We start from the raw sequence: 26,521 nt of genomic DNA, 5'->3' as shown, positions 1-26,521 counted from the left end.
ACCGGTCCGTCTCAATCGCCGGCCTCGAGTGACCGAGCGACCCGCTCGCCGGTCTCGAGTCCGTTTCGGAGCGCGGCGTGGAGCCGACCCTCGCCGGCGACCCAGTCGCCGAGACAGTACAACCCGTCGCGTTCGGCCGACTCGACCGCATCCCGGTCGACGCCGCGTTCCGGCTGTGCGTACCGCCACCCCTGGTAATCCGTCCACGCCGGCGTCTCGAGGCGGGCGTCGCCGACGACGTCGGCGGTCAGTCGGGCGAGTTCCGCGACGGTGTCGGTCGGGTCGTCGTCGTACCGCTCGACCGACCACCGATCGTTCGCCTGCACGATCAGAACCGACTCGCCGTCGGGAACGTGACCGGGCTTGCACTCCTCCCGTGCGATCCAGCCGATCTCGTGGCGCTTGTCGGTGTTGACGAGTGCATAGTACGGCACCTCGAGTGCGAACTCGTAGCCGAGGACGGCGGTCAGGATCGTCCGGTACTCGACTGCCTCGGCGGCCTCGGCGATGGAGGCGCGTCGGTCGTCGTCCCAGTCCGCCTCGCGGACGAGTCGCGCCGTCTGCGGGGCCGGCGGCGTACAGAGCAATCTGTCGTACGGTCCCCACCGATCGCCGTCGGCGTCGGTCAGCAGCCACTGGTCGCCGTCGCGGCTGATCCCCGTAATTCGGGTGTGCCGGTTCACCGTCGCGTCCGTCTCGGCGAACAGCCGCTTCGCGAGTTGCGTGATGCCCGTTCGATAGGTCAACTTCCGTTCATCTGTCTGCCTGCCTTCGCCGACGGTTCCGTCCTCGTCGAAGACGTGTATCGGCCCGTCGACCGAGACGAGACCGTCGCTCTCGAGTCGTTCGGTCACGAGCGAGACGATGCGCTCGTCGTCGTCTTTCAGGTAGTTCGCCCCGTAGTCGTAGTACGTTCCGTCGCGACGTCGCGTCGCCGCCCGCCCGCAGACGCCGCCGGACTTCTCGAGTACCGTACAGTGTGCGTCCGGCGCGTCTCGGTGGATGGCGTACGCCGCCGCCGCACTCGCCGCGCCGGCGCCGATGACTCCGATGTCCATACGCGACTCTGGGCGTGAATCGTTGCAGGTGTTACGATCGGACGACCAGCGATTCGACGAGAACGGCACCGAGCTGTTTTGCGAAGCGATCGACGAGTGGCCGGGGTGCGAGACCGTTGAACCGAGGAGGAAGTCGAACGCTCCAGGGTCGTCTCGAAATGTCGGTCTATATTATAAGCGCCTTCGAACGGCCGGTATGACGCTCTCGACCATCCCCCGATACGATCCCGACCGCGTCGGCCACGTCGGCGACCGGGCGGTCGTCCTCGGAGGGAGTATCGCGGGCCTCTGTGCCGCGCGGGTCCTGGCCGACGGGTTCGAGGAGGTCGTCGTCCTCGAGCGCGATCCGCTGCCCGACGACCCCGCGGCCCGCGACGGCACACCCCAGAGCAGTCACCCCCACGTCATGCTCGAGGCCGGGCGGGCGACGCTCGAGGACTTCTTCCCGGGATTCGGCGAGCGACTGCTCTCGGCGGGTGGGCTGGTTATCGACGCCGCGACGGACATGCGATACTACGAACAGGGCGACTTCCTGGCTAACGGACCGACGCGACTCCCGATGTACTGTGCGACCCGGGCGCTGTTCGAACACGTCGTCCGGCAACGACTCGCGAAGTTCGAGACCGTCGAGCAACGCGGCGAGTGCCGGTTCGTCGACTACCTCGTCGACTCCGAAGGCGGAATCGACGGCGTAACGTATCGCGCCGACTCCGGCGGTGAAACGTCTCTGGATGCCGATCTGGTTGTCGACGCCACCGGTCGGACGAGTCGAACCCCGGCGTGGCTCGAGGCCAACGGGTACGCGCCGCCACCCGTCGACGAGGTCACCGTCGACGTGACGTACGGAACGATCCGCGTCGAGCGACGACCGGAGGCCCGCTATTCGCTTTTCGTCCCACCCGTTCCGTCTCGTCCTCGAGGCGGCGCGGCGATTCCCGTCGAGGGTGACCGCTGGGAGGTGATCTTCCAGGGTATCCACGGCGAGGCGGCGCCGAGAACCGAAAACGAGTTCGTCGCGTTCGCCGAGAGCTTCCCCGTTCCCGAGTTCGAACGACTCGTAACGAGTCGGGAGTGGGTTTCCGAGACGATCCACCACTACCCCTTCCCCTCGAGTATTCGGCGTCGGTTCGAGACGCTGGATCGGTTCCCGGAGGGGCTGCTCGTCACCGGCGACGCCGTCGCCAGCTTCAACCCGGTTTACGGCCAGGGGATGTCGGTCGCGGCGCTCGACGCCCTGATACTCCATCACGCCCTCGCCGACGGACGCAACGAGAAGCTGGCACCGGAATTTTTCGACGGGATCGCACCCGTGATCGACGCCGCCTGGAAAATCGCCGTCGGTGCCGACTTCGCGTTCCCGCAGACGACCGGGCCGAAACCCCGCGGTACGGACGTCTTCAACCGGTACACGTCGCGGCTGGTTCGCCAGGCTCACTCCGACGGCGAGCTGACCGACGCGTTCTACCGCGTGTTCCGCCTCGAGTGTCTCCCGGCGACGCTGCTTCGTCCCGGCGTCGCGTGGCGGGTGCTCCGGCCGAACGTCCGATAGGGACTGCTGTAGCAATGTACCGGTGGAAGCACGTTCCGAGCGGCGACCGGCCTCTCCGAACTGTTCGGCGGGATCCGAGACGGACTCGAGCGGGACGGAACGCTGTCGGTCGTCCCCCTCCGGAAACTCGACTTCGACCACCAGTTACGCCGCGTCGGGCCGATCGTCGAACGGCTCGAGACCGAAACCATAGGGTCGTACGCGTGACTCCGTAACGTCGGCAATATCACCACCGAGGAATACTTCACCGCTGTTGGCTGATTCGTGGACTGCTGTGACGGCTTCCTCATCGGCTCACACGGGTAGTCGCTTCGTAAATCGTGCGTTCCGATGAATACGACGCGGACGATACCGAACGTGAGTACGCGGTGATGAACGGACCGAGAGCGCGTTCCGGAATGTAAACTGCGTATAACCCAGGATCACCGTATTCCCCTTCGTGTTCGATCGGCGGATCGAATTCCCCCGATGGGACGACCCAGCGTCGGCCATCGAGCCCCGAAACCGGACAGCCGCCGTGAACCAATGTATATAGTCCATACTGTAGTGAGTAGGACTGATTCAGGCCGAACATGAGTCCGCTCCGTTCGATCTCGAGGCGTGCTCGAGATCACGTGCGAGAAGCCACCTACGTCGACCTGGGGGCGGTTCGTATCGATACGCGGGCGCTCGCCGCGTTTCGGATCGCCGCCGGATTGCTCATCGTCGCGGACGTCCTGCTTCGCGCTCGGAACTTCTCGTTTTTCTACACGGAGTCGGGCGTCGTCCCGCAGTCCGTGGCGACGGAGATGACGGCTGACAACGCGTTCTCGATCTACTACTTCACGACGGATCCGACGGTGATCGCGGCGTTGTTCGTCCTCACGATACTGGTCGCGGTGCAGTTAATCGTCGGCTACAAAACGAGAATCGCGATCGTCCTCTCGTTTCTCCTCGTCGTTTCGCTGGATCATCACAATCCGCTGGTCCTCAGCTTCGCGGATACGCTGTTTCGGATGTTGCTGCTCTGGGCGACCTTCCTGCCGCTGGGGGAACGATGGTCGGTCGACGCCCTCCACGCCGACGCGGCGCCGAGACCGACGGTTGCGAGCCTCGCGTCCGCGGCGATTCTGGCCCAGATCGTCTACATGTACGTCCTCAACGGCTACCACAAGCGCGAATCCGAGCTGTGGACCGGCGGGGAGGCCACCCCGCTTATCATGGGGCTCGACAACACGACGTTCCTCCTCGGCGACGTTATGCGGAACGTCCCGACGCTCCTGCAGTACGGCGGGATGACGTGGTACTACATGATGCTGTTCGCCTGGTTGCTCGTCCTCCTCCGGGGACACGCACGCACGCTTTTCGTCGGCATGTTCCTCGCCGGCCACGCCTCGTTCGCGATCACCGTTCGGATCGGCGCGTTTCCCTACGTCGCGATCGCCGGTCTGATCCTGTTCCTGCAGACGCCGGTCTGGGACAGATTCGAGGCACTCGTCCGCTCTGTGCCCCTCGAGCGGTTCCGACTCGCACGTGTTCGAGGCGAACTCGAGCGCCACGGATCTCGACTCCCCCGAGCCCGGATCGACTCACAGGCCCTCGGCCACGTCAGAACGACCGTCTACACCCTCGCACTGATCGTCGCGGTCACTTCACTGCTCGTCGTACCCGCACTGTCACACCTGCCGGTCGCCCAGTCCATCGACGAGGAGGACGGTCCGAAAGAGCGCATCGACGACAGGGCCGACGTGATCCGGGTCTCCCAGCCCGAGTGGACCGTCTTCGCCCCACATCCGCGGACCGTCGACCGATACTACGTCTTCCCGGCCGAAACCGAAGGCGGCGACACGGTCGACGCGTACAACGAACGTCCGATGACCTACGAGAGGCCCCACGACGAACTCCAGAAGCAGTTCGGCACCTACCGGGAACGCTTCTACATGAACAGCGTCAGACGCGGCGGTCCCGACGATATCGTCTCCGAAACGCTCGCGGAACACCTCTGCGAGACGTGGGCGGAAGACCACGGCGAAGAACTCACCCACGTCAACATGTACTACGTCGTCGAGGACGTGACCCTCGAGACGATGGACGACCCCGACGAGCGCGCTCGAGAGGTTCGGTCGATCTACTACCACGGCTGTGGCGACAACGAGCCGAAAGCGATCGATCCGCCCGAGTGAGACGGTTTACTGTCCGTCATTGCCGGCACACCCGCGACCCGGGCGGCGGGTGCGTCGGTACACAGGGACAGCAATCCGTATGAGACGGTCCGCTGTGGCGTCGGACCGGCCGACCGCGGACGGTCGCGTTCGTACAGCGAGCGGACAGGAATCAGCCCTCGAGCGTTCGGCGGGTCGCGTCGATGCCGGCCTCGACGTCGACCTCGACGCCGTGCTCGGCCAGCACCGATCCGAGCGACGAGACGAGGTAGACGGCGTTTTTCGCCCGGGCGGAGTGACCCATACAGCCGACACGGAGGATTTCGCCCTCCGTCTCGCCCAGTCCGCCGACGATTTCGATACCGTACTCGGATTTGAGCCGCGACGTCACCTGACCGGGGTCGACCCCTGCGGGGACGCCGACGGGGGAGAGCGTTCTGAGCCAGCACGACTCGTCGACTGCCAGTGACAGCCCCATCGCCTCGAGACCCTCCTTCATCGCTGTCGACACCCGGCGGTGACGATCCCAGTAAGCGTCCAGGCCGACCTCGGCGACGATCCGCAGTGCCTCCCGAAGGGCGTATGTCGTCGAGATCGAATCAGTGTAGTGATATCCTGGGTCGGGCCCCCAGTAAGACCACAGGTTTTCCAGGTCGAGATACCACGACTCGACGGGTGCGTCCCGCGTTCGAACCTTCTCGACCGCCCGGTCGCTCATCGTTACCGGGCTCGCGCCCGGCGGGGCCGAGAGACACTTCTGTGAGCCGGCGTAGACGACGTCGACGTCCCACTCGTCCGTGTACAGTTCGACCCCGCCGAGCGTTGCGACGGCGTCGAGGACGACGTACGCGTCGTGGTCGTGGGCGATCCGCGTGATATCGTCGACTGCCGGCTGACGGACGCCCGTGCTGGTCTCACCGTGGGTGATACCGATCACGGCCGGATCGTGCTCCTCGACAGCCGCTTCGACGGTTGCGGGCTCGAGGGCCGCCCCCCACGGCGCATCCACGGAAACGGCCTCCCCTCCCGCTCGTTCGACGATCGTTCCCATTCGGTCCCCGAAGTAGCCGTTTCCGGGGACCAACACCGTCTCTCCGGGCTCGACGAGGTTGACGAACGCGGCCTCCATCGCCGCCGATCCCGGCCCGCTGACGGCGAACGTGTGCTCGTTTTCGGTCTGAAAGACGTATCGTAACAACGCCTGGACGTCGTTCATCACCTCCACGTAAAAGTCGTCGAGGTGGCCCGTGACCGGCGTCGTCATCGCACGATACACCCGAGGATGGATCGCACTCGGCCCGGGACCGACGAGCGTCCGTTCGGGCGGCCGTAACTCCTCGACCGTGGGAGGTGTGTACATGGCACAGACATTTCGATCCAGTGTATTAAACGCCCCGCCGTGGCTCGAGGACCGGTATCGTACCCCGACGACCGCTTCGATCACGACTCGAGAACCGAATCAGGCAACCTGTCGTCGATCAATCGGCAGCCTCGACACCGGTAATTTCGAATCGGACACCGCCTGGGTCGCTGTCGGTTACGTCCAGCTCCCAGCCGTGAGAATCGACGACTTCCCGGACAATCGCGAGGCCGAAACCCGTTCCGGATTCGGTAGTCGTAAACCCCCGCTCGAGCATCCGACCGCGAATCTCGTTGGGGATCCCGTCTCCGTCGTCTTCGATGTAGAATCCACTTCGGCCCGGAAGCGATCCAACACGAATGCGAATGGAGGGGTCGTTGTGCTCTATTGCGTTTCGAAACAGGTTTTCGAACAACTGTTTGAGACGGCTGTCGTCGGCGACAATGTCCATATCGTCGTCGACGATCAGTTCTGAACCCGTCTGTTCGATGTTCGACCAACAGGATTCGGCGATCGAAGTCAGTGAGACGTGCGTGCAATCGACAGCGGAGGTTCCGGTCCGTGCCCAGACGAGCAGTTCCTCGATCAACTGCTCCATTCGGTCGTGTGCCCGGGAGACTTCCTGTAAGACCTCGTTCTCACAGTCCTCCTCGAGGAGTTCGAGTAGCCCCTGTGCAACGTTGAGCGGATTTCGCAAGTCGTGTGAAAGCGTTTCGGTAAACGTTTCTAGACGATCGTTCTGTCGTTGCAGCTTTCGTTCCTGACGCTTTTGCTCGTCGATATCGACGATGCACCCGATTGCACGACGGGGCGTACCGTCTTCGTCGCGTTCGACGACCTTCCCGACGTCCCTGACCCATTTCCACCGACCGCTTGCAGTCCGGAGTCGCTGTGTCACGTCGAAATGAGCGATGTCGTCTCGCAGATGTGAGTGCAACGTATCCAGTACGTGCTCGTGATCCTCGGGATGACGCAACTCGAGCCACGTGTCCGCGTGTGGCGTCAACTCCGCTTGCTCGTAGCCGAGTAGCTGTGCGAAGCGGTCGTCGAACCAGGTTCGTTCCGTCTGAACGTCCCACTCCCAGATACCGACTTTACCGGCCTCCAGCGCGAGTTCTAACCGTTCGGCGTTTCGACGACGTTCACGGTCCAGTGATCCGTTCCTCGGGAGGGCCGCGGAGATGGAAGCGGCATCGTCGACCGTGCCATCGTCGTCAACGATGGGAGTTTCCCCCTCGGTATCGGGAATCGAGCTCGCTCCCACTTCGGCTGTCCGTTCGGTGAGATCGATAGCAATCCCACAGACCAGGACCACCCGTCCGTCGTCCAAAACGGGACTGAGGCGGACGTCGATCACACGGTGTGGGTCGCGCTCCGTACGGTGCCACTCGATCTGGAGTGGCTCACCCGTCTGAACTACTTGCTCGTGGAGTTCGACGAACCGCTCTGCCATCTCCGGTTCGACGAGGTCTGTCGGCGTTTTCCCGATGACGTCGACGTCGCGGGAGATGCCGACCTCGTCCCGATATTTCTCGTTCGCCAGGACGTATTCGTTCTCCCGATTTCGGACCCAAACTGGAACGCCTATCGCATCGAACGCCCGCTCGAGTTGCCAGTCTCGTTTCGTCGTTTCGTTCGTCGTTCGATGTTGCTCGATGGCGTTCGAAAGACGATTCGCCAGCACGACGACCGAATCCGAACCGGTTTCGCGTCGAACGACGTCGGTCGCACCAGCCGATATCGCTTCTTCCGCGGCGTCGGAAGACCAGTTTTCGATCCACACGATGATCGGGAGGTTCGGATACGTCTCCCGTACCGTTTCGAGGAATTCGATCCCAGGTTGGCGGGGAGGTTCGAGCTGAACGAGAATGCAATCGATACGAGTCCGCTCGAGTGTGGGCATCGCTTCGGCTGACGTAGAAACGTTTAGAAACTCGGTCGTCCTGTCCGCGAATCCATCGAACTTTGACAAGTTTGGTGTGAAATCCGGTTCCGAGCCGAAGTAAATGATTCGGATCTCACGGGACATGACGGGATAATAGGCTTAATTGTGCATATAATTTTGGAATCGGATAACTCATCAGATTATATGACAGTGATTCGTGACACCGATCTGTTGGCGGAGAATGATAACAGCCACTGCGCGGCGTGAATCAGTGACTATCATTCGGTCATAGTCCTTCCTGCTCGCTACCCAATCAGCAACCGCAAAAAAGAGGTGCTAATTCGATTCTTCAGGTGGAACTGTTAGCTTCTCACTAATCTACTTGTTCCCACGGACCCAGCTCGGAGCTACCGGGTTCGTCACCCTGAGTCCACCACTGGGCTTCCCACGTTTCGCCGTCGTGGCTAACCTGGTCTCCGTCATTGTAGACCGTATCAGGGTCCCATTCATCAGCGTCAGGTGAGTCGTCATCGTTACTATTGTCGTCGTCATCGACGTCCTCTACGTGTTCCCATGGGCCCCACTCGGAGCTACCGGGTTCGTCACCCTGAGTCCACCAATTGGCCTCCCAAACAGCACCATCGTGAACGACTTTATCGCCACTCGTGTAGGTCTCATCAGAGTCCCACGCGTCGTGGTCGGGACCGTCACCGTTGTCGTCGTCCCCATTGTCGTCATCATCAGAGCCGTCAAAGTCGACATAGGAGCACGAATAGAACGCTTCCGGCGAATCCGACCGTTGCCAGACCGTGTAGATTACGTGCTCTCCATTGCGGTCAGGTACGTCTACACCATCGATGGTTATTGTTCTATCAGGGCTAAACGGATCAGTCTCGTGGATCAATTCCAGGTCATCCCACGCAAGCCGAGTGTCTGGGTTCCATCCATCCTCGGTGATGTAGATTTGGAAGTACTCGGTTTCGTGTGGCGCGGATGCTTCATAGGTAAACGTCTGCTCACCAGGCTCTATCTCCGTTGTCGGCCAGTCACCTGGTTCGTTGAACGCATCGTATTTATCGCGTGAGGCGCTACAGAGTTCACCGTCATCAATGAGTTCCTGGTGGTTGCTGTCAGCATCCGCGATGTTTATTTCGTGCCAGTCATAGACTGCCTGCGCGTTCTCATCGTAGGCATATTGGCACATCTCGTTGTCGCCATCATCTATGAAATTGCAGTAGTACGTCTGACTGTATGGGTCCTCCATGGATCCATGTGCAGCGGCCATCTGTACGGCAAAGATGCCGAGAACCATCATAAAGAGGACCATTACCCCTATTTTTGCGACACGTGATCTCGTGACACGTGGCAGCCCATTCGTTTCACCTATCCCACTCGTTGTTGTTTCTGTCTCCATTGGCGATCCAACTCCACATAGAATTGGATACTATATACATTTTTCTGTCATCAGAATTAACACAAGGTGCCAGGCATTTATTTCATACCCATCTTAATGTTATTTGTTCTACTGTTCGTGTTAATATCCACCTTCGTGTTTTGTAGGTTCCGACGGCGACGTCGAAGGAGTGATCTTGGGCTATCACGAGGGAAAGTTCTGCGGATACAAAGTGTGTCTGGTGATTGACGAGCGAGTGAGCTGGCGGTCGCCATCGAAGGCGGTCGCAGGAGAGCGACCGATCGTCAAATAGTTCTGTCCGACAGTATGAGTGCACTCACGCCGCTGACATTTATTGGCACGTCGGTACGGCAATCCGTCTCAACTCAGACCGAGACGCGAGTCGACCCAGGGTCGAACGTCGGAGACCGGAATCGAGAAGAAGTCGAACGTTTCCAGTGTGGACTCGTAGATCGCCCGTCTGAGAACGCGTTCGCTCGGGCTGAACTGGGTGAGCGAGAGTTCACCGAGCGGCAGGTCGACCACCTGCCGTGCCTCCCGATCCGATCTGATCTCGCCGTCCGACCGGACCGAGAGCAAGGTGTTGACGAGAGCGCCGGCCCATCCCGACAGCCCGTCGATCCGGTTTGGCTCGTCCTGTCCCAACCGGATTCCGACCATCCCCTCGGGAAGCCTGTACGAACCGGGCTCGTCGAACGCGTGGATCGGATTGTTGTTCGTCGCCCCGCCGTCGGCCCACACGCCCTCGAGGTGGGCGAACGCGTCTTCGTCCGCGGGGTGGATGTGCGACTGTTCGATTTCCGGGGCGTCTTCTATCGGGTCTCCGATGGGGACGGGTTTGAATATTCCCGGAAAACTCATCGAGATGCGCACGGCATCGGCGACCTTGAACTCGGGCGTCGACTCCGTCGAGAAGACGTGTGGCTCCATCGTGGTGAGGTTCGAGCCGACGAGTCGAATCTCGGTATCGTACTCGGTGACGAAGTCGTCGAACGTGATCTCGTGGCCGTCCCACGGATGCGGGTCGATCAGGTTTGCGAGGTGCGTTCTGGCGTAACAGCCCGAAAACATTCCGAAATCGAAGTACAGATTGTGGAGACAGCCTCGAAAGTCCTCGAAGACGTGGTCGAGAACCGGGTCGTCGACGCCGGTCAGTCCGAAAAGCCCTCGAAGGGGATGTTTGATCGCGAGCCCCGACGCTTCGATCGTGCCTCGCTCGACGGTCGACCCGTGGTCGCTGCGGTCGTAGTGGCTCGCCCCGAGGATCCGATTGTCGATCGAGTGGGGGCCGTCGAAACGGCCGACGTGTAAGGGCTGGACTGGCCCCTTTCGTACCGCGGGAACGAAACTCTCGTCGTCACCCGGCGGGTCGTAGAAGTCGAGCAGCGCGTCGTCGGTCATTACGTCGTACAGCTCTCGCAACGAGTGACCGGACGCGAGCAACACCGCGGTGATCGCCCCAGCCGAGGCTCCGGAAATGCCCTCGATTCGATCCGTGTTGAGGACGTACTCGCCGTTCGATTCGGTCATCACGTCGATCGCCGGGTGGGACATCGCCGTGAGCGCACCGAGATAGGCCAGTCCCTTCCCTCCGCCACCTTCGAACGACAGGTATCGTATCCGCCCCGTCGGCGTTCCGTCGGCGTAGGTCGCCTGATTTGCTCGGGTGAATTCTGGCATGATTGTAAGAAGAGTGCTATTCCGGCGCTCTCAGTCTCCGTTCTCGCCCGGTCCGGTCTCCGAATCCAGCGTCGGCAACTCCGCCGTCTCCTGGAGTTTGACCAGCGACGTCGGCACGCTGACGAGCCACGGCTCGCCGACGGGCGTCTCCGCTTCCCAGCTGTCGTCGTCGGCCTCGAGTTCCTCGATCTCCTCGAGCGTCCCCACCAGTTCCGGATGCCAGATCTCGTCTGCGTCCGGGTCGAACGTATACTCGTCCCCGTTCGACTGGAGGTAGTTGAGCACGTCCCGATTGTAGCCCGGTTTGACCGGGAGCGTGACCGTCGCAACACCGGCTCGCAGGAAGCGTGCGAACTCCGGATCGGTATCGTCTGCGTCCTGGAGTGATACCCACCGGTCCCGATCCGTCCAGTAGTACGGATGGAACTCGTAGCGCATGTGCTCCCACTCGAAGGCGTCCTCGAAGAACTGGATCGTGTCGGTGGCCCCGGCCAGCCCGGAGAAATCCACGCCCGGATAGCCGTTCGGTCCGTCGGCGATCGGATCCTCGTCGATCTCCGATCCCTGCAACAGCGTAATCGATCCACGCTTGAGTTCGTCAGTCACGATTTCGGAAGTGCGGCCGGGGTTCGGAGCGTCGCCGAACGTGTCGATCACTCCCTCGTACTCGGCCGCGGCGACGGCGTCCTCGTAGGCCGATTTCTTTCGCTCGTACGCTCGCACGATCGCGTCGTACGTCTCGAGTTGCCACTCGGCAACCAGCGAATCACTTCGTCTGGAGACGAGGAGGAGATGGAGTGCGAACTCGTGGGTGTACCTCCGACTGACCGTCACCGGGAGTTCGTCGGCGTTCTGTTGGACTTCGGGAACGTCGATCGTCCCGCGGAAGCTTCGCGTCTGAGAGAAGACACTCGAGACGGTGTGACGTCCGGTTCCGACCGTCACCTGCAGTTCGTAGCCTCTCTCTCCGTCCACATCGTACAGATCGTCGACGTACTCGTCACTCCTGGCCGAAAAGGGATTCGTCCTGACCTCGACGCGTTCGGGTCGGTAGCCGTCGGGACTGGTGAGCGAGAACTGATCGTACGTCCGCTCATCGGTATCCGGGACCTCATCGTGCTCACGTTTCAGAGAGTCGCCGCGGACCTGGTACTCCTCGGGCGGCGGTGAGACGTCGCTGACGCCGTACTCCGTTGCGTACCACTGGTAGTTCGAGCGGTCCAGATCCTCGGGTCGTAGCTCTCTGATCTCCTGGGCGTCGTAGTCGATGAAAAACGGCTTTCGTGGCTTCTCGACGGTGACGTCGACCTCGTCGTTCGAGGTCAGCGCGTGACGATAGAACGCCGCCGGCTCGGGAACCGTCAGTTCGAGCATCACCCGGTTTCCGTAGTTGTACACCTGCTCCCGATAGATCTTCTCGACCCAGCGGTAGATCCCGGTAACGTGGCCGCTCCCGTCCGCGTTGTCGATGCCGTGTGCGTTCGTCTCTTCGGTCTCCTGGACGATTCGTGACCGTTCTCGCTCCCGAATCTTCGTCTTGATCCGGTTGACGGAGCGCTGTACGACGTCGCGGGCGAACTGCTGTGCGGTCCTGTCTCTCAGTTCGCTCGAGCTCGCCGACGAGGCGTCCACGTACGACTCGGTTTCGACTTTCGGGCCGATACCCACCATGATGCGGGCCGTCCCCGACGATTCGTACCCGGAGGCGAGACTCGACTGTTCGCGAACCGTTTCGACCGTCTCTCGCTGTAACTCGTACCGATCGGTCGTCTCGAGGTGGTCCTCGCCCTCCTCGACGGTTTCTGACTCCGATTCGGTCTCGTGTTCGGTCCGACGTTTTCGTCGATGCGTTCGCTCTTTCGACTCCCCCTGCAGGACGTTCTCGATGTGGGAGATTTCCCCGAGTTCGTAGCGCTCGAGGTTCTGTCTGACGAGGTTGAGGTCGCTCACCCCGAGGACGTCGACGAAGGGACTGGACAGCGTGTCGGAACCGGCCGGAAAGAGAGACTGTGTCGCTCCGTCCGGTACGTCCGTCTCACGAAACGAGAACTCCTGGGCCCGCTCGGAAATCGGGTAAAAGGTATCACCGACCTGCACCATCTCCGTCGTGAGCGAGCCGACGCCTTCCTCGAGAACGTCCGTCGCCAACGCCCGCTCTCGGCGTTTCAGTGTCTCTACCGTCGATCCGATCCGTGCGTCGTCGATCTCGGGTTCGACCGTCTCGATCTGCGTTTTCACCGCGTCCGATAGCTCCAGATCCGTCTCCAGATCGCCGATCGTCAACCTGGACCGGTCGAGTACCTGTGCGTCGTCGACTGTCACCTCGAGTGCTCGGTCGTCATCGTCGTCCGCGTTCGCGTCGTTTCGATTACCCCGTCTCCGCCTGGATGCGTCGGCGGTATCGACCGTCCGGTGCTGTCTCGCTCGTGTCACCCGTTCTCTGAATCCGGTGGAACCGTCGTCACTGGAATCGCCGTCACTGGAATCGTCGTCACGTGCGGGCTCGACGTCGGCAACAGCCTCCCGGTCGAAGGCGACCCGGTTGAGCTGGTCGATCGACCGGCTGACCGATCGAAGCTCCTCGACAGCGCTCTCGATGTCGCCACTCGCGTTCCCCGTGGACGGTTCCGTTTCCCCCTCGCTTTCCGTCGGGGATGAGCCCGAATCCGTCGACGCGAAGAGGTCGTCAACCAGGGCAACCGGCCGCTCCATCCCCGCCGAAACCACGTCCGTGAGTTCGGGCTGTGAGCCTCGTCCGGCGGCCGTTTCGATCACCTCGAACAGCCGGATCGCGTCCGCGACCGTCCGCTGGTCGACGGCGCGAGAACCCAGTTCCGGGGACACGGCGAGTGCGACGAACGTATCTTCCAGCCGTCTCCGCGCCCGCTGGTGGGTCGTCTCGTCGACGATTTCTGCCGGCATCGCATCGAACACCTCCTGTACCGTCCGTTCGACCTCCGAAATCGTCTCGGCGTCGTCGGACTCGAGAGCTGTCTGGAACGCAGCGATCGGCGTCCCCAGATCGTTCACGTCGTCGACGAACGCGCCACTCTGCCCGAATCTGGTTGCTATCGCGCCCATTCGTGTGCGCTCCTCGACGGTACGAAGCTTCGAGACGAGTTCGGATTCGCCTCTCGGGACCCGAATCACTCGCTCGGACGGGGCAGGGGTAGCAGCCGTCGTAAACCGGACCACCTCGTCGGCGAGAACGGACGGTTCGACTGCCCCGGCGTCCGACGACGCGGTTTCCGCCGCTTTCAGTTCGTTCCCGGAACGGTCCGGTCGAGGCGCGTTCTCGGTGCCGGATCCGTCCGTCTCGTCGGACTGCTTCTCGGGCATCTCATCCCGCTTCTCTCTCCGTTCTTTCGACCCTGGGGACCCTGTCCCGCTCGACGTCCGTGCATCGCTTTCCGTTGCGACTGTTTCTTTGCCGGCGTCACCGGTGTTCGACATAGGGTAGGCGACCGATGGTAAGGTGTTAAATTTAAGGTGATTTAGAAGTAAGTGTCACGATTACCTCGAGATTACTTACAATAATGTAGAGGCGGAATCATATGCCGACGTCGTAATCTAAACGCCAGTAGTACGAACCAAAGATCGGTCTCCGGTGAAAAAGGCCGAGTGTCTCGGGATTTGACCCTGAGGCGGTTCACACTCGAAAGCGAGCGGCGGCGGCTCGATACACTCTCCGAACTCGTAAAAGAGACGCCTGGGCAACCAGGACGTGTCAGTTCAGATCGAGCGAAACTCATTCCAGTAGAAGTGGTCGCCCGAGGAGGCCGGCACCCACACGCTGGGAGGCATTTTGACGGGCCGGACGACCTCGAGAGATTACCGCCAGAACAGATAACGTTCCGTGGATATGACATAAAATGACATGATTTAGGTAGGGTGGTACGATACACCCCTACAACATGGATTCGGAACCCGAAACAGACGGGAAGCTCCACACGCGACTTCGCCAGCAGGAAGTCGTCGCCGACTTCGGGCAACGGGCACTCGAGGCCGACGATATCGATTCGTTGCTGGCCGACGCCTGTGAGACCGTCGTCGAAACCCTTGCTGCTGACTGTGGATCGCTGCTGGAGGTGTGTCTGGAGCGTGAGTGTGCCCGAATCCGTCAGGGACGTGGCTGGGAGACGAGCCACGTCGGAGAGGAACCAATCCCTCTCACACCGGGCTCCCAGCTCGCGTACGTCCTCGACGGGGACGAGACGGTCATCGTCGAGGATCTCGCCGCCGAGGAGCGCTTTTCGGTGGCCCCACGGCTGACAGAGCAAGGCGTGGTCAGCGGGGTAGCGGTTCCCGTCGGCTCGGTCGACGATCCGTGGGGTGTCTTCGAGGTGTATACGACGGCCCAGCGTCCGTTCACCGAACACGACGCCACGTTCGTCCGGAGTATCGCTACCTTGCTTGCCGGGGCGATCGAGAACCACCGGAGCCGTCGGGAGATCGGGGAGATTCACGAACGCGTGTCCGACGGCTTTCACTCGCTGAACACCGACTGGGAGTTCACCTACGTGAACGACCGCGCCGCGGAGTTCCTCGGGGTGGATGCCGAGGAGCTGGTGGGGAAAAATCTGTGGGAGGTCTTTCCGCGCGTCCGGGGAACTCCGTTCGAGACCAACTACCGCAAAGCGATGGAAACCGGCAACTCGGTCTCGGTCGAGGCGTACTACGAACCCCACGACACCTGGTACGAAGAACACGTTCATCCCTCCGAAACTGGCATCTCCATCTACTTCCGGGATATCTCCGAGCGAAAGGCCTACGAACAGCAGCTGACGAAATACGAGACGATCGTCGAAACCGTCAACGACGGCATCTACGTCGTCGACGAGGACGGACGGTTTACCATGGTCAACGAGGCCTACACCGAGTTGACCGGCTACTCGCGGGAAGAACTTCTGGGATCACACGTCTCTCTGGTCGTCTCCGACGAGACGGTTCTGGAGGCGAAATCGCTGGAAGAACGGGTGAAGGCGGACGAAACTGATAAACTGTTGCTCGAGGCAGAACTCGAGACAGCGAGCGGCGAACGGGTTCCATCGGAGGCGACGTTTGCCCTGTTATCGGATCCCGCTGACGGAACCGAAACCGAGCGAATCGGCGTCGCACGTGACATTTCCACTCGAAAGGAACGCGAACGCGCCCTCGAGCGGAGCGAACGCCGATATCGGACGCTCGCCGCGAGTATCCCCGACGGCGCAGTGGGGGTGTACGACGACGACCTCCGATACACGCTGGCGGAAGGGACCGTTTTCGGGAACGTCCTCCCCGAGCCCGATCACTTCGAGGGCGAGACCATTTACGACCTGTTTCCGCCGGATCTCGTCACCGAACTCGAGCCCATGTTTCGGGCGGCACTCGAGGACGGCACGACCGACAGCGTCGTAACCGAGTTCGCAGACCGTACCTGGCGAGTGTGGGCGACGCCACTCATCGACCCCGGCGGCGAGATTTTCGCCGGACTCACCTTCTCTCAGGATATCACCGAGCAGATCGAACGCCAGGCGGAACTCGAGCGAACCAACGAGATGCTGGCGCGGTCGAACGAACGCCTCGAGCAGTTCGCCTACGCCGCCTCCCACGATCTCCAGGAGCCGATGCGGATGGTCTCGAGCTACCTCCAGCTCCTCGATCGACGACATCGTGACGCCCTCGACGAGGACGGCCAGGAGTTTCTCGACTTTGCCCTGGATGGTGCCCAGCGAATGTACGAGATGATCGAGGGGCTGCTCGCATACTCGCGAGTGGACGTCACTGCCGGCACCATGGAGCCGGTCGACCTGAACGACGTGCTCGAGAGCGTCCTCGACGACCTCCAGGAACAACTCGAGGAAACGGACGCAGAGGTGATCGTGGAGTCGTTGCCGCGGGTTACCGGGGACCCCGGACAGCTCCCGCAGGTCTTCGAGCATCTCCTCCGGAATGCCCTCGAGTACAGCGGTGACGAACCGCCACGAATTCGAATGAGCTCCGAGCACCGGGACTCGGAGTGGCGCGTGTCCGTGACCGACGACGGCATCGGGATCGATCCTACCGAACAGGACCAGATCTTCGAGGTGTTCGAGCGACTCCACAGCCACGGTGAGCACCCCGGAGCGGGGATCGGGCTCGCACTCTGTCAGCGCATCGTCGAGCGCCACGGCGGCGAAATCTGGGTCGACTCCGAACCCGGCGAAGGGGCGACGTTTTCGTTCACGTTGCCAGCGCGACCTGATCAGGAAAACTATCGTAGTCGTTGACAATCATTGCAGTTCCGATCACGAATCAGCGTTGGCGATTTCGTGCGAGAGGTCAGTTATAGTAACAACTGAAACGATTTACACACTGTTCGCACAGCTCACGGGTCGTTCCTCCCCGTTCGCTGTTTCGCGGTTCTCGCTCACTCCGTTCGCTCCGAACCGCGTACGCTCCGAACCGCGTCCCCCTCGTGTGATCAGGTGTGTATTGACTTTCAGTGGCTACTATAGCCCATCCGAAACGCTAGCGGCCTCAACTTCACCGTACACTGTCTCTAAAACGAGGAGCGTGGCGAACGCCTCGAGCAACTCGAGAGAATCGATTTCGGCGAGAGGAATAATCAGCCCCGTCTGAGACAGCCCCAGACGTCACGCGTTCAGGCCCCAGTCGACGTCCTCCACGACGACATCTCTCCTGTTCGACGCGTTCGACCTTCGTTCGTACTGATTTGAGTGTCTCCTCTCTGACACTATGAACTCGAGTCTTCCGGCGCTTCGACTGAAATCTCTTCAGGAGGAACGACTGTGACGAATCGGTTTCCTGTGCTTTCGATTCGGAGGAACCACCTATGATTCCACAGCGAACTCGTCGAGGATTGTCTCGTCGTCGAGTTTCGGTTTTGCCCTCTCGAGGGGAGTCGATCGGGGCCAGAGGTATCGCCACATGAGCCCCGCAGCGATCCCGCCGAGCGTCGAGGCGAGTACGAACATGACGGCGTCGAACGGCTGGATCCCCGCAATACCGGACGTGAAGATGCGGGCGATGGCGACCTGCGGGTTCAGAAACGCCGTCGAGGCCGTTCCGATGATCCCCATACCGACGGTAAAGCCCACCGCGAGCCCGATCCAGTCGCTTTCCTGACGGATCAGGGAGATGATGACCGAGGCGAGTAACACGGTGCCGAGGAACTCGGCCAGCCAGGTGGACGCGGGGCGTTCGACGGCGGAGACGGCGAACACCTCCCACCCGATCGTGCTCACGAAGGTGAGCCCCGCCAACCCGACGCCGACGAGACCGCCAAGGAACTGCACGGGGATGTACTGCCGTGCGGTCTTTGCGTCTACGTCGCCGGTCACCAGTAGCGCGATGGTGACCGCTGGGTTCACGTGCGCACCGCTAATCGGTCCGAGCATCTGCACGACGACGAACAGCCAGCCTGCGGTCGCCAGCCCGATGAACAAGACGCCGATACTCGGACTCGCCCCTAACATTCCGTCTGCGAGCAGGCCCGAGGACACGAGGACGAAAACGAGCGTCGCGGACCCGAAAAACTCCGCGACGAGTTTCTGTTTGGTTGTGAAATTGTCTCCAGTCATCAACCGACATGTAGGTCTCGAGCGGGTTTATCTGCACCACCTAACCGCCCGACTGCTGTACCGTCCGACTTTTCGGACGGTCGTCGGTGCGAACTGTGTTAGCGTCTCCCGCCGCGTCGCTGACGGGGTTTGACACCGAGTAGCCGGGCGACTGATCACCTTAGTGTTCGAGGCTAGTAATTCGGCGTAATCTGGTTCGTCCTCTCTCCACCGAGAGCCGTGGATCCGGCGTCTCGTAGCGCAAACGCGTGAAATACTATGCTGGGTCTCGAGACCGTCTGACGACTGAATCGGACGGAATGGAGCACGTAAATCGATGGTGGCAGAACTCGAACAGGAACGGCGTATAAGTAAACGGATTCACGTTCGAACCATCACAATGACTCCGTTTACCTGGCATAATTTCGATGTATCTCGAGTTGCCGGTCAGGTCGGTGCAGGTCGATCGGTCGCCCTCGCACCGATAGCTCCACCAGCGAGACCGAGTACGGCGCCAATCACTGCTCCGATCAGGAGTACGATACCTGCTGGGAGGAGTGCGATGACCAGAGAGGTCGTGAAATCCCTGCTTCCCATCCCCCACAACAGGGAAATAAACAGTAGAAATGCAACCAGCACTGTGGCCGGCAGTGACGCAATCGCCCCCGGAACGATTCCGACCAGTGTCCCCTGACGGATATCGTTCCCCCTGAAGTATCCCGCGACGAACCCTCCGAATATCGGTCCTGCCAGCACCCCCACCGCGAGGGGTTCGAAGTAGCTCACGAGGACAAGGGACAGAATACTGATCCCGGTGCCTACGAGCGTCCCAAAGAACATCGCAACTCGTTTCGAAGCCGGTTGTGCCTCCTTCTCCAGTGAAGCGTCGGTCCGTGGACTATCGCTCCCGTCGGTCTGTATTCGTCGTGACTTGGTTGGCATTATTCGGACTGGTCTCGCTCGTGTCTATCAGTGAATTCCGGACGACCGATCGTTCGACCACTCCTGTGCGGACACGTCATACGGTTTACTGTAAGTCATTGCCGGCGCACCCGCGACCCGGGCGGCGGGTGTGCCGGTACACAGTTACAGTAATCCGTATCAGTCGCCAACCATACCGCATTCCTGAACGATCAACAGTCATACAACCTGTGTCATTTATAATAGTATACTAACACTATGTGAAGTAATCGGTCGTGTGCCTCAGTTATTAGAGGGGTAGGTCATCGATACTCGAGTCTGAAAGTCGTGCGGACGTTGAGTGGCAATCGTATGATACTGGTGGATTGAGGGCCTCGGCACTCATAGGGCTCGTCACCGCCGGATGCCGAGTCCGGCTCGGAGCGGGTGCATCGTCATCGGCCACTCGAGGAGACGCCGGTCGGTCCAAAGACGGTTTTGATCCGGGTCCTCGAGCGAACTCGTGGGGACGACTTAAGCCTCCCGGGGACACACCTCGAGAGAGATGGGAGGCGAACCCGCCGGCGTGGCCGCCACCGGCGAAGACCCCGAAGTCAGTTTCGTCGTTCCGGCGCGAAACGAGGCCGAGTATCTCCGCGGGACGCTCGCCAGTCTCGCGGCTCTGGATACGGCCTACGAGTACGAGGTGATCGTCGTCGACGGCGACTCGAGCGACGACACGCGAGAGATCGCTCGCGAGTACGGTGTGACCGTGATCGCCGGGAACGCCACCGGAATCGCGGCGGCGCGAAATTGTGGAGCCGACCACGCGAACGGGGAGTGGATCGCGTTCATCGACGCCGATACGCGCGTCCGGGCGACGTATCTGACGCGGATGCTCGGCTATCTCGAGGCGAACGATCTGGTCGCGGCGAGTTCGTACTGTCGGATGACCGGACCGAAGCGGGCAAAGCTCGTGGAGGCGACGATCAATCACGTCTTCTCGCGGCTCGAGTCCCCGATCCTCCCGGGGTTCAACGTCGTCGTCGACCGGGAGGTCTTCCTCGAGATGGGGGGGTTTCCGGCGGTTCCGAACGAGGATACCGCGTTCAGCCGACGACTCGGCCGCCGGTATCCCACCGGGTACTGTCGACGCGTCCTCGTCGAGAGTTCCGGGCGACGGGTCACAGCGTACGGACTGACGGGGACGCTCGTGTACTATCTCCGCCTGGACGCGGAGCGAATTCGGAGGACGGTCGGAGCCTGACGGGACGATATACTGTTGGACGGACCTATTCGAGGATCGTCGCCCTCCTGGGGCAGTCACCGATGGCGACGGCCGCGAAGTCAGGACCGGCGCCGAACTGACTGCCCGCCGACAGTATACGGTACGGGATCGATAGCCAGCGGGAGCGAACGGAAACGACAATCGCTTTTGCTCGTCGGCGTCGAGAAGAGACCGTGACAGTTCCAGACGAGGCCGAACGACTGCTCGAGAGCGAGCGGGTGATGGCTCACCTCGGGACCTGCCGCGAAGGGCGACCCCACGTCGCGCCGGTCTGGTATCGGTACGAGGATGGGACAGTCGAAATCGTCACGACGGGGCGAAAGCTCGCCAACATTCGGGAGAACCCACGGGTTTCGCTCTCGATTCAGGCGGACGAGGGCGGCGACACCCGCTGGATGGTGACGTTGCTCGGGACGGCGACGGTCGTCGAAGACGAAGACGAGACCGCCGAGGCCCGACGACGAATCAACGAGAAGTACGACGTCCGGCCGGAAGCCTACACCGAGAACACGCTGGTCCGAATCGACGTCGGATCGGCGACGTATCGGACGTACTGACGATGACCGCGAGACGGACCCGACGTGAGACGGCCGCCGCGGATTCGACGGCCGTCGTCCGGCCGGGAGGTAGATGAGCGATGGCGATCGCGCAACTGATGGTCGATGTCGGCGCGACTCTCGAGGACGCGACGGGAGTTCTCCAGTACGTGCTGGTGTTCGTCTTCGCGGCGATTCCGGTGATCGAGGTGCTCGTCGTCGTCCCGATCGCGATCGGGCTCGGACTTGATCCGATCGCGACGGGGATCGTCGCGTTCGCCGGAAACACACTCTCCGTCTACGGACTCGTGGCATTTCACCGGCGGCTCTCGGCGTGGTGGCGAGCCAGACGCGGCGAGACGACGACGGAATCGAACGATCGGTACGCGCGGGCCCGCCGGCTCTGGGATCGATACGGGCTTCCGGGGATTTCCTTCGGCGGGCCGGTACTCACCGGCGTCCACGTCGCGGCGGTCGTCGCGTTGCTCGCGGGCAGTCGAAGCCGGGACGTCGCCGCGTGGATGACGGTCGGAATTGCCGCGTGGACGGTCGTCATCGTCGTCGGATCGGTACTCGGCCTGTCGCTACTCGGCCTCTCCTGAGACAGAGCGTACTCGATGGCGACCCCCGTCGTGTGCCTCGCTCGGAGAAACCGCGTTCAGTCCGTTCGATTGCGCTTCAGTCCGTCCAGGCGCGCCACATATGTCAATTTAATTATAGTCAGTCCAGACGGCTACAGACCCGTCGGGACCTCGAAGTAAGTCGTCTCGAGGCCCCACTCCTCGGCGCGTTCCTGGAGCGACCGAACACCGAACGTCTCGGTCGCGTAGTGACCAGCGAGGAACACGTGAACACCCGCTTCCCTGGCCTCGTGATACGCCTTCCCTTTCCCTTCCCCGGTGACGAGCGCGTCCGCGTCGGCGGCCGCGGCCTCCTCGAGCCAGTCGGTGCCGCTGCCGGTGACGATCGCGACGTCTTCGATCTCGTCGGGACCGAACGCAAGGTGTCGGACCGGTTCGCCGCCGGTCTCGAGAGACGACTCGAGGCGGTCGCGCAGTTCGTCCGGGGCGTATCCGTCGGGTGCGGTCCCGCGCTGGCCGATGTACTCCGGACCGAGTTCGCCGAAGGGAGACCGCTCCTCGAGGTCGAGGACGTCGGCGACGCCGGCCGCGTTGCCGAGTTCCTGGTGGCCGTCGAGCGGGAGGTGAGAGACGTACAGCGCGACGTCGCCGTCGATCAGCGTCTCGACGCGGTCGTAGGTGCGGCCGGCGACGCGGTCGAACCCGCCCCAGGAGATGCCGTGGTGGGTGACGAGGACGTCCGCGTCGGCGTCGACCGCCCGCTCGAACGTCTCGCGGACGCCGTCGACGGCGAACGCGACTCGATCGACGTGAGCCGTCTCCGGCCCGATCTGTAGTCCGTTCGCGCTGGCATCCAGGTCCGCGTAGTCGTCGTGGCGCAGTTCCTCGTCGAACCGGTCGACGAACTCCGAGAGTTCCATACGACCGGATCGGCCGCCGACGGCTTGTAACCTTTCGATCCGGAGCCGACTCGAGCACTCCGGAGACGCTTCCCGGCCCGGTTCGTCCGCATCACTCGGGGCCGGCCCAGTTCGTCCCAATCACTCCGGGCCGGCCCAGTTCGTCCCCGCCACTCGGGAGGACGATTTACCGTCCTCCGGCACGAACCGGCGGGTATGTCGCGCCGAACAGTGAGCCACGAAGAGGGAGCGATATACGAGTTCACGCCGGGTCTCGAGGGAATCGCCACGGTCGAACCGGGAGCGGAGTTGACGATCGAAACGCGGGACAGCTTAGACGGCGCCGTCCAGTCGGAGTCGGACGTGATCGAGGCCGTTCCCGAAGAGGTAAACGCCGCGACGGGACCGATCGAAGTCGAGGGGGCCGAACCGGGCGACGTGCTCGCCGTCGAGATCGAGGAGATTCGGCTAGCGGAGGAACACGGGCGGGTGATCACGATCGACGGGTTCGGCTTGCTCGACGGATACGACGAGATCGATGCCCCCTGGACGAAACTGACGCCGGTCGGAGACGACAGGACCTCGGTCCGTTTCGACGACCTCGAGGTCCCGGTCGATCCCGTGATCGGAACGATCGGCGTCGCGACGGCCGGCGAGTCGTACACGACCCTCGTTCCCCACGATCACGGCGGGAACCTGGATACGACCGACGTCACCGGCGGAAATACGATCTACTTCCCGGTGTTCCAGCCCGGCGCGATGCTCGCGATGGGCGATTGCAAGGCCGCGATGGCCGACGGCGAGATGTGCGGAACGGGTTCGGAGATTGACACCGAGATCGACGTCACGCTCGAGGTGATCGACGACCCCGCGAGCCCCCTCGAGCGGCCGCTGATCGAGACGCCCGACGCCTGGAAGACCGTCGCGAGCGCGGAGACGCTCGAGGAGGCCTGCGAACGCGCGAACATGGACGCGATCGAGTTGCTTGCGGCCGAACACGGGTTCGATCCGACGGAAGCGTACGCGTTCTCGAGTCTGGTCGGCGGACTGGAGATCAGTCAGGTCGTCGACCCGCTCGTAACGGTCCGGAACACGGTTCCGAAGTCGTACCTGTCCTCGCCGATCTGATCGGGAGCCGACGGACGGGTCAACCGACCCCGGCAGGACGCTCGGACGGTACCTGCGGAACGTTCGAACGGAGTCGACGGGACGGTCAGCCGGTGTCGTGGAGGAACTCGAGTTCGGTTTCCAGTACCGGGTGTTCGTCGAACGCCGCGGCCACGACCGCGTCGTCTTCGTGGGGTTCCCACTCGACGATACCGTGGTCGGCGAGTCGGGGAAGGTGATTGTGAACGAGTGAGATTCGGACGTTCCGATACTCGGTGGAAGTTCCGGTTCGATCCGTAGCCGTACTCTCGCATTCGGCCAGTTCCGCCGTCAGTTCGGTAACAGTCATCCGCTCGTTTTCGTCCAATCGGGAGAGCACGCGCCTGCGGCGGCGGTTTGCCATGATCGAGTAGACGGCGTCTCGGTCCAGATTGGGGGTCTGGTACGATGACATACCCGGTCGTACGACGAGGGGCGTTGCAACTTTTGAGCCAAACTAGTTGGGCCTACAACACATATGAACTGTCCCGACGGGTGACGGAACGACGACGTGCCACGAAAGCGCCCGGGGCGTCGCTACACCGACGACTCGGCCGCGCTGAACACGAACTCGCGGAGCAACTTTCCGGCGAGAGAGGCCGCCTGTCCGTCGTCGCGGTCGTTCACCTCGACCACGTCGAACGCACACGCGTGCGAAGCGACGTCGCGGACGACGTCGCGCATCTCTCGTGGCTCGAGTCCGAACGGCTCCATCGTTCCGGTCCCCGGCGCGTACGCCGGATCCGCGCCGTCGATGTCGACGCTCAGGTAGACGTCCCGTCCCTCGAGTCGATCGTGGAACGAAAACGCCGCGACCTCCTCGGGTGGGACGACGGTCACGTCGTCTTCGTCCGCACGGTCCCACTCGGCTTCGCTACCGGTTCTCGCACCGAGGACGATGGCCTCCTCGACGCCCTCGAGTTCGAGAATCCGTCTGGTAACGCAGGCGTGAGAGAGGTCGTTTCCGTCGTACTCCTCGCGCAGATCGAGGTGTGCGTCGAGACAGACGAAGGCGTCGGGTTCGGCCGCGCGCGCACCGGCGAGCGAGACGGTGTGTTCCCCGCCCATCACGAGGGGGACGGCGTCGTCCCAGACGACGTCGCGAAGCGTCCCCTCGAGCCACTCGAGGTAGCCGGGAACGGCGTCCCACGCGCGGACGTCGCCGTGGTCGACGACGCCGAGTTCCGAAAAGTACTGGCCGGTTCGGCGGTCGTAGTCGTCGAACGTCTCCGCAAACGTTCTGATGCGTCGAGGACCGAAGCGGGTCCCCGGCTGAAAGGTCGTCGATACGTCCAGGGGCGCACCGACGACCACGAAGTTCGCGCCTCCACGGGCAGGTTCCTCCCCGCCCGTATCGGTGTCCACATTGCGGTCGGTTCCGGTTGCGGTGTCGGTCACCTCGCGCTCGTCGGTCGCCCCGGGAAACATCAGATGATCTTCCGCTGTTCGTCCATTTCGAGGAACTCGATCTCGTCGTCCGGCGAGACGTCCTCCCCGTCAGGGATGCGCATGGTGATCGTCTCGTAGGTCTCGAGGTCCATGATCTGCATGTCGTTGCCGTCGACGGAGACGACCTGGCCCTGTTTGCGTTCGATGATCGGAACCCAGATCTTCGCGTCGACGGGCTGGGAGAACGACCGCTTTTTCCCGTCGAAGACGCCGCGGGCCTCCACTCGAGCCTTCGCGCTGCCGTGTTTGCCCGGTTTCGCCGTCGAGTAGGCGTCGATCTTGCAGGCCGCGTCGTCGATCATTACGTAGCTTCCTTCCTGGAGATCGCGAACTTCTTGCTGCTGTTTCGCCATGTCCCGGGGTAATCAACCGACGGCCATAAACCGTTTGGAATGGCGGCTGGAGCGAAACCTGGCCCTCGAGTGGGTAACGGTGCGTCGTACTGGCGAGTGACGGCGCGTCGTACGAGTGGGGAACCGTCACATACGTGGGCGACGAACGGCCACCGATGCCCGAGGTATTGATCGGAGCGACCGTCGCGCTCCTCGGGGGGATCGCCCTCGCCCTGTTAGGCCGGCGCCGGTGGCGAACGCGGAATCGACGTGCGCTCGCCCGCGAACTCGAGGAGCGACTCGGAACCACCCTCGCCCCCGGGACGGCCTCACACCTCGAGACCGCGCCGAGCGTCAGGCAACTCGCCGTCGTCGACCGCGTCGAGACGGCCGGCGGCGACTCCCAACCGGTCTACATCCCAGTCGTCCGGATCGACCTCGAGACGACCGACGCGCCGGGAATGGATCTCATCTACGAGTACGTCGCGGACGCCCTCGAGGCGATCCACCCGACGCTCGTCGAACGCGAGGAACGCGTCGCCCACTACGACGTCGAGTTCACTTTCGGTCCGGACGGGCTGTTCGTCGAGGGGGAGTGTCGGCGCGTCTCCGTGCCGCCCGAACTCGTAGAGCGGTTGGTTACAGAGGAGAGCTACCGCGCGTTCGACCTCCAGCGCGAGATCAAACGCGGCGACCGGACCGACGGACCGTCGGTGTTGTGGGCGGAGTGTACGAGATACTGATACGGATTGCTGTACCGAT

Annotated in this window: 20 protein-coding genes; 8 read left to right on the top strand and 12 right to left on the bottom strand. The window is 62.3% G+C overall.

Annotation, left to right across the window (positions count from 1 at the left end):
* Positions 1 to 11 precede the first annotated feature (11 nt).
* Complete coding sequence (locus tag EA473_RS11985; RefSeq protein WP_124195895.1) at positions 12 to 1,058, bottom strand: NAD(P)/FAD-dependent oxidoreductase; 1,047 nt, start codon at positions 1,056 to 1,058, stop codon at positions 12 to 14.
* 196 nt (positions 1,059 to 1,254) lie between these two features.
* Here EA473_RS11985 and EA473_RS11980 point away from each other — a divergent pair, with 196 nt between their 5' ends.
* Both EA473_RS11980 and EA473_RS11975 read left to right on the top strand, forming a co-directional pair.
* A complete protein-coding gene (locus EA473_RS11980) occupies positions 1,255 to 2,607 on the top strand; it encodes an FAD-dependent oxidoreductase (RefSeq protein WP_124195894.1) in 1,353 nt (450 codons plus the stop codon).
* A gap of 572 nt (positions 2,608 to 3,179) precedes the next feature.
* The gene (locus tag EA473_RS11975; protein WP_124195893.1) at positions 3,180 to 4,769 is read left to right on the top strand and encodes an HTTM domain-containing protein; all 1,590 of its coding nucleotides are present in this window, start codon (positions 3,180 to 3,182) and stop codon (positions 4,767 to 4,769) included.
* 151 nt (positions 4,770 to 4,920) lie between these two features.
* Here EA473_RS11975 and EA473_RS11970 read toward each other — a convergent pair whose 3' ends face one another.
* From EA473_RS11970 to EA473_RS11950, 5 genes are all read right to left on the bottom strand, one after another.
* Positions 4,921 to 6,108, bottom strand: a complete 1,188-nt coding sequence (locus tag EA473_RS11970; protein WP_124195892.1) for a pyridoxal-phosphate-dependent aminotransferase family protein — start codon at positions 6,106 to 6,108, stop codon at positions 4,921 to 4,923.
* Between the two features lie 118 nt (positions 6,109 to 6,226).
* Positions 6,227 to 8,137: a hybrid sensor histidine kinase/response regulator gene (locus tag EA473_RS11965; protein ID WP_124195891.1), complete on the bottom strand. Its 1,911-nt coding sequence runs from the start codon at positions 8,135 to 8,137 to the stop codon at positions 6,227 to 6,229.
* A gap of 229 nt (positions 8,138 to 8,366) precedes the next feature.
* Positions 8,367 to 9,407, bottom strand: coding sequence for a lytic polysaccharide monooxygenase (locus EA473_RS11960; RefSeq protein ID WP_124195890.1), 1,041 nt, complete (start codon positions 9,405 to 9,407; stop codon positions 8,367 to 8,369).
* Between the two features lie 360 nt (positions 9,408 to 9,767).
* Positions 9,768 to 11,087, bottom strand: a complete 1,320-nt coding sequence (locus tag EA473_RS11955) for a patatin-like phospholipase family protein (RefSeq protein ID WP_124195889.1) — start codon at positions 11,085 to 11,087, stop codon at positions 9,768 to 9,770.
* Between the two features lie 30 nt (positions 11,088 to 11,117).
* On the bottom strand, positions 11,118 to 14,540 hold the full coding sequence (locus EA473_RS11950) for a hypothetical protein (protein WP_124195888.1): 3,423 nt from the start codon (positions 14,538 to 14,540) through the stop codon (positions 11,118 to 11,120).
* A 461-nt stretch (positions 14,541 to 15,001) separates the two neighbouring features.
* Between EA473_RS11950 and EA473_RS11945 the strand changes: the two genes are divergently transcribed.
* The gene (locus EA473_RS11945) at positions 15,002 to 17,335 is read left to right on the top strand and encodes a PAS domain-containing protein (RefSeq protein WP_124195887.1); all 2,334 of its coding nucleotides are present in this window, start codon (positions 15,002 to 15,004) and stop codon (positions 17,333 to 17,335) included.
* Positions 17,336 to 17,899: 564 nt separating this feature from the next.
* Here EA473_RS11945 and EA473_RS11935 read toward each other — a convergent pair.
* Together EA473_RS11935 and EA473_RS11930 are read right to left on the bottom strand one after the other, a co-directional pair.
* Positions 17,900 to 18,649, bottom strand: coding sequence for an aquaporin (locus tag EA473_RS11935; protein ID WP_124195886.1), 750 nt, complete (start codon positions 18,647 to 18,649; stop codon positions 17,900 to 17,902).
* 426 nt (positions 18,650 to 19,075) lie between these two features.
* The gene (locus tag EA473_RS11930; RefSeq protein WP_124195885.1) at positions 19,076 to 19,468 is read right to left on the bottom strand and encodes a DUF5518 domain-containing protein; all 393 of its coding nucleotides are present in this window, start codon (positions 19,466 to 19,468) and stop codon (positions 19,076 to 19,078) included.
* A 625-nt stretch (positions 19,469 to 20,093) separates the two neighbouring features.
* Here EA473_RS11930 and EA473_RS11925 point away from each other — a divergent pair.
* From EA473_RS11925 to EA473_RS11915, 3 genes are all read left to right on the top strand, one after another.
* Positions 20,094 to 20,795 (top strand): glycosyltransferase, encoded by a 702-nt coding sequence (locus EA473_RS11925; RefSeq protein WP_165875269.1) that lies wholly within the window; start codon positions 20,094 to 20,096, stop codon positions 20,793 to 20,795.
* Between the two features lie 242 nt (positions 20,796 to 21,037).
* Positions 21,038 to 21,373: a pyridoxamine 5'-phosphate oxidase family protein gene (locus EA473_RS11920; protein ID WP_243645243.1), complete on the top strand. Its 336-nt coding sequence runs from the start codon at positions 21,038 to 21,040 to the stop codon at positions 21,371 to 21,373.
* Between the two features lie 80 nt (positions 21,374 to 21,453).
* Entirely contained in the window at positions 21,454 to 21,954 is a 501-nt protein-coding gene (locus tag EA473_RS11915; RefSeq protein ID WP_124195883.1) for a small multi-drug export protein, read from the top strand.
* Positions 21,955 to 22,085: 131 nt separating this feature from the next.
* On the opposite strand, the gene EA473_RS11910 is transcribed toward EA473_RS11915, so the two are convergent.
* Positions 22,086 to 22,853, bottom strand: a complete 768-nt coding sequence (locus EA473_RS11910; RefSeq protein WP_124195882.1) for a Nif3-like dinuclear metal center hexameric protein — start codon at positions 22,851 to 22,853, stop codon at positions 22,086 to 22,088.
* A gap of 195 nt (positions 22,854 to 23,048) precedes the next feature.
* Between EA473_RS11910 and EA473_RS11905 the strand changes: the two genes are divergently transcribed.
* Positions 23,049 to 23,960, top strand: coding sequence for an acetamidase/formamidase family protein (locus tag EA473_RS11905; protein ID WP_124195881.1), 912 nt, complete (start codon positions 23,049 to 23,051; stop codon positions 23,958 to 23,960).
* 85 nt (positions 23,961 to 24,045) lie between these two features.
* Here the strand turns inward: EA473_RS11905 and EA473_RS11900 are convergent, their stop codons facing one another.
* The 3 genes from EA473_RS11900 to EA473_RS11890 form a co-directional block, all read right to left on the bottom strand.
* A complete protein-coding gene (locus EA473_RS11900; RefSeq protein WP_124195880.1) occupies positions 24,046 to 24,393 on the bottom strand; it encodes a DUF7344 domain-containing protein in 348 nt (115 codons plus the stop codon).
* Between the two features lie 122 nt (positions 24,394 to 24,515).
* On the bottom strand, positions 24,516 to 25,406 hold the full coding sequence (speB, locus tag EA473_RS11895) for an agmatinase (RefSeq protein ID WP_124195879.1): 891 nt from the start codon (positions 25,404 to 25,406) through the stop codon (positions 24,516 to 24,518).
* The gene (locus EA473_RS11890) at positions 25,406 to 25,780 is read right to left on the bottom strand and encodes a translation initiation factor IF-5A (protein WP_124195878.1); all 375 of its coding nucleotides are present in this window, start codon (positions 25,778 to 25,780) and stop codon (positions 25,406 to 25,408) included. The genes speB and EA473_RS11890 overlap by 1 nt, the downstream gene beginning before the upstream one ends.
* Positions 25,781 to 25,935: 155 nt before the next feature.
* On the opposite strand from EA473_RS11890, the gene EA473_RS11885 reads away from it, so the two are divergent.
* A complete protein-coding gene (locus tag EA473_RS11885; RefSeq protein ID WP_124195877.1) occupies positions 25,936 to 26,502 on the top strand; it encodes a hypothetical protein in 567 nt (188 codons plus the stop codon).
* Positions 26,503 to 26,521: the final 19 nt, after the last annotated feature.

It is taken from the genome of Natrarchaeobius chitinivorans (assembly GCF_003841505.1).
GTDB lineage: Archaea > Halobacteriota > Halobacteria > Halobacteriales > Natrialbaceae > Natrarchaeobius > Natrarchaeobius chitinivorans.
This window is presented reverse-complemented; position numbering and strand designations above follow the sequence as displayed.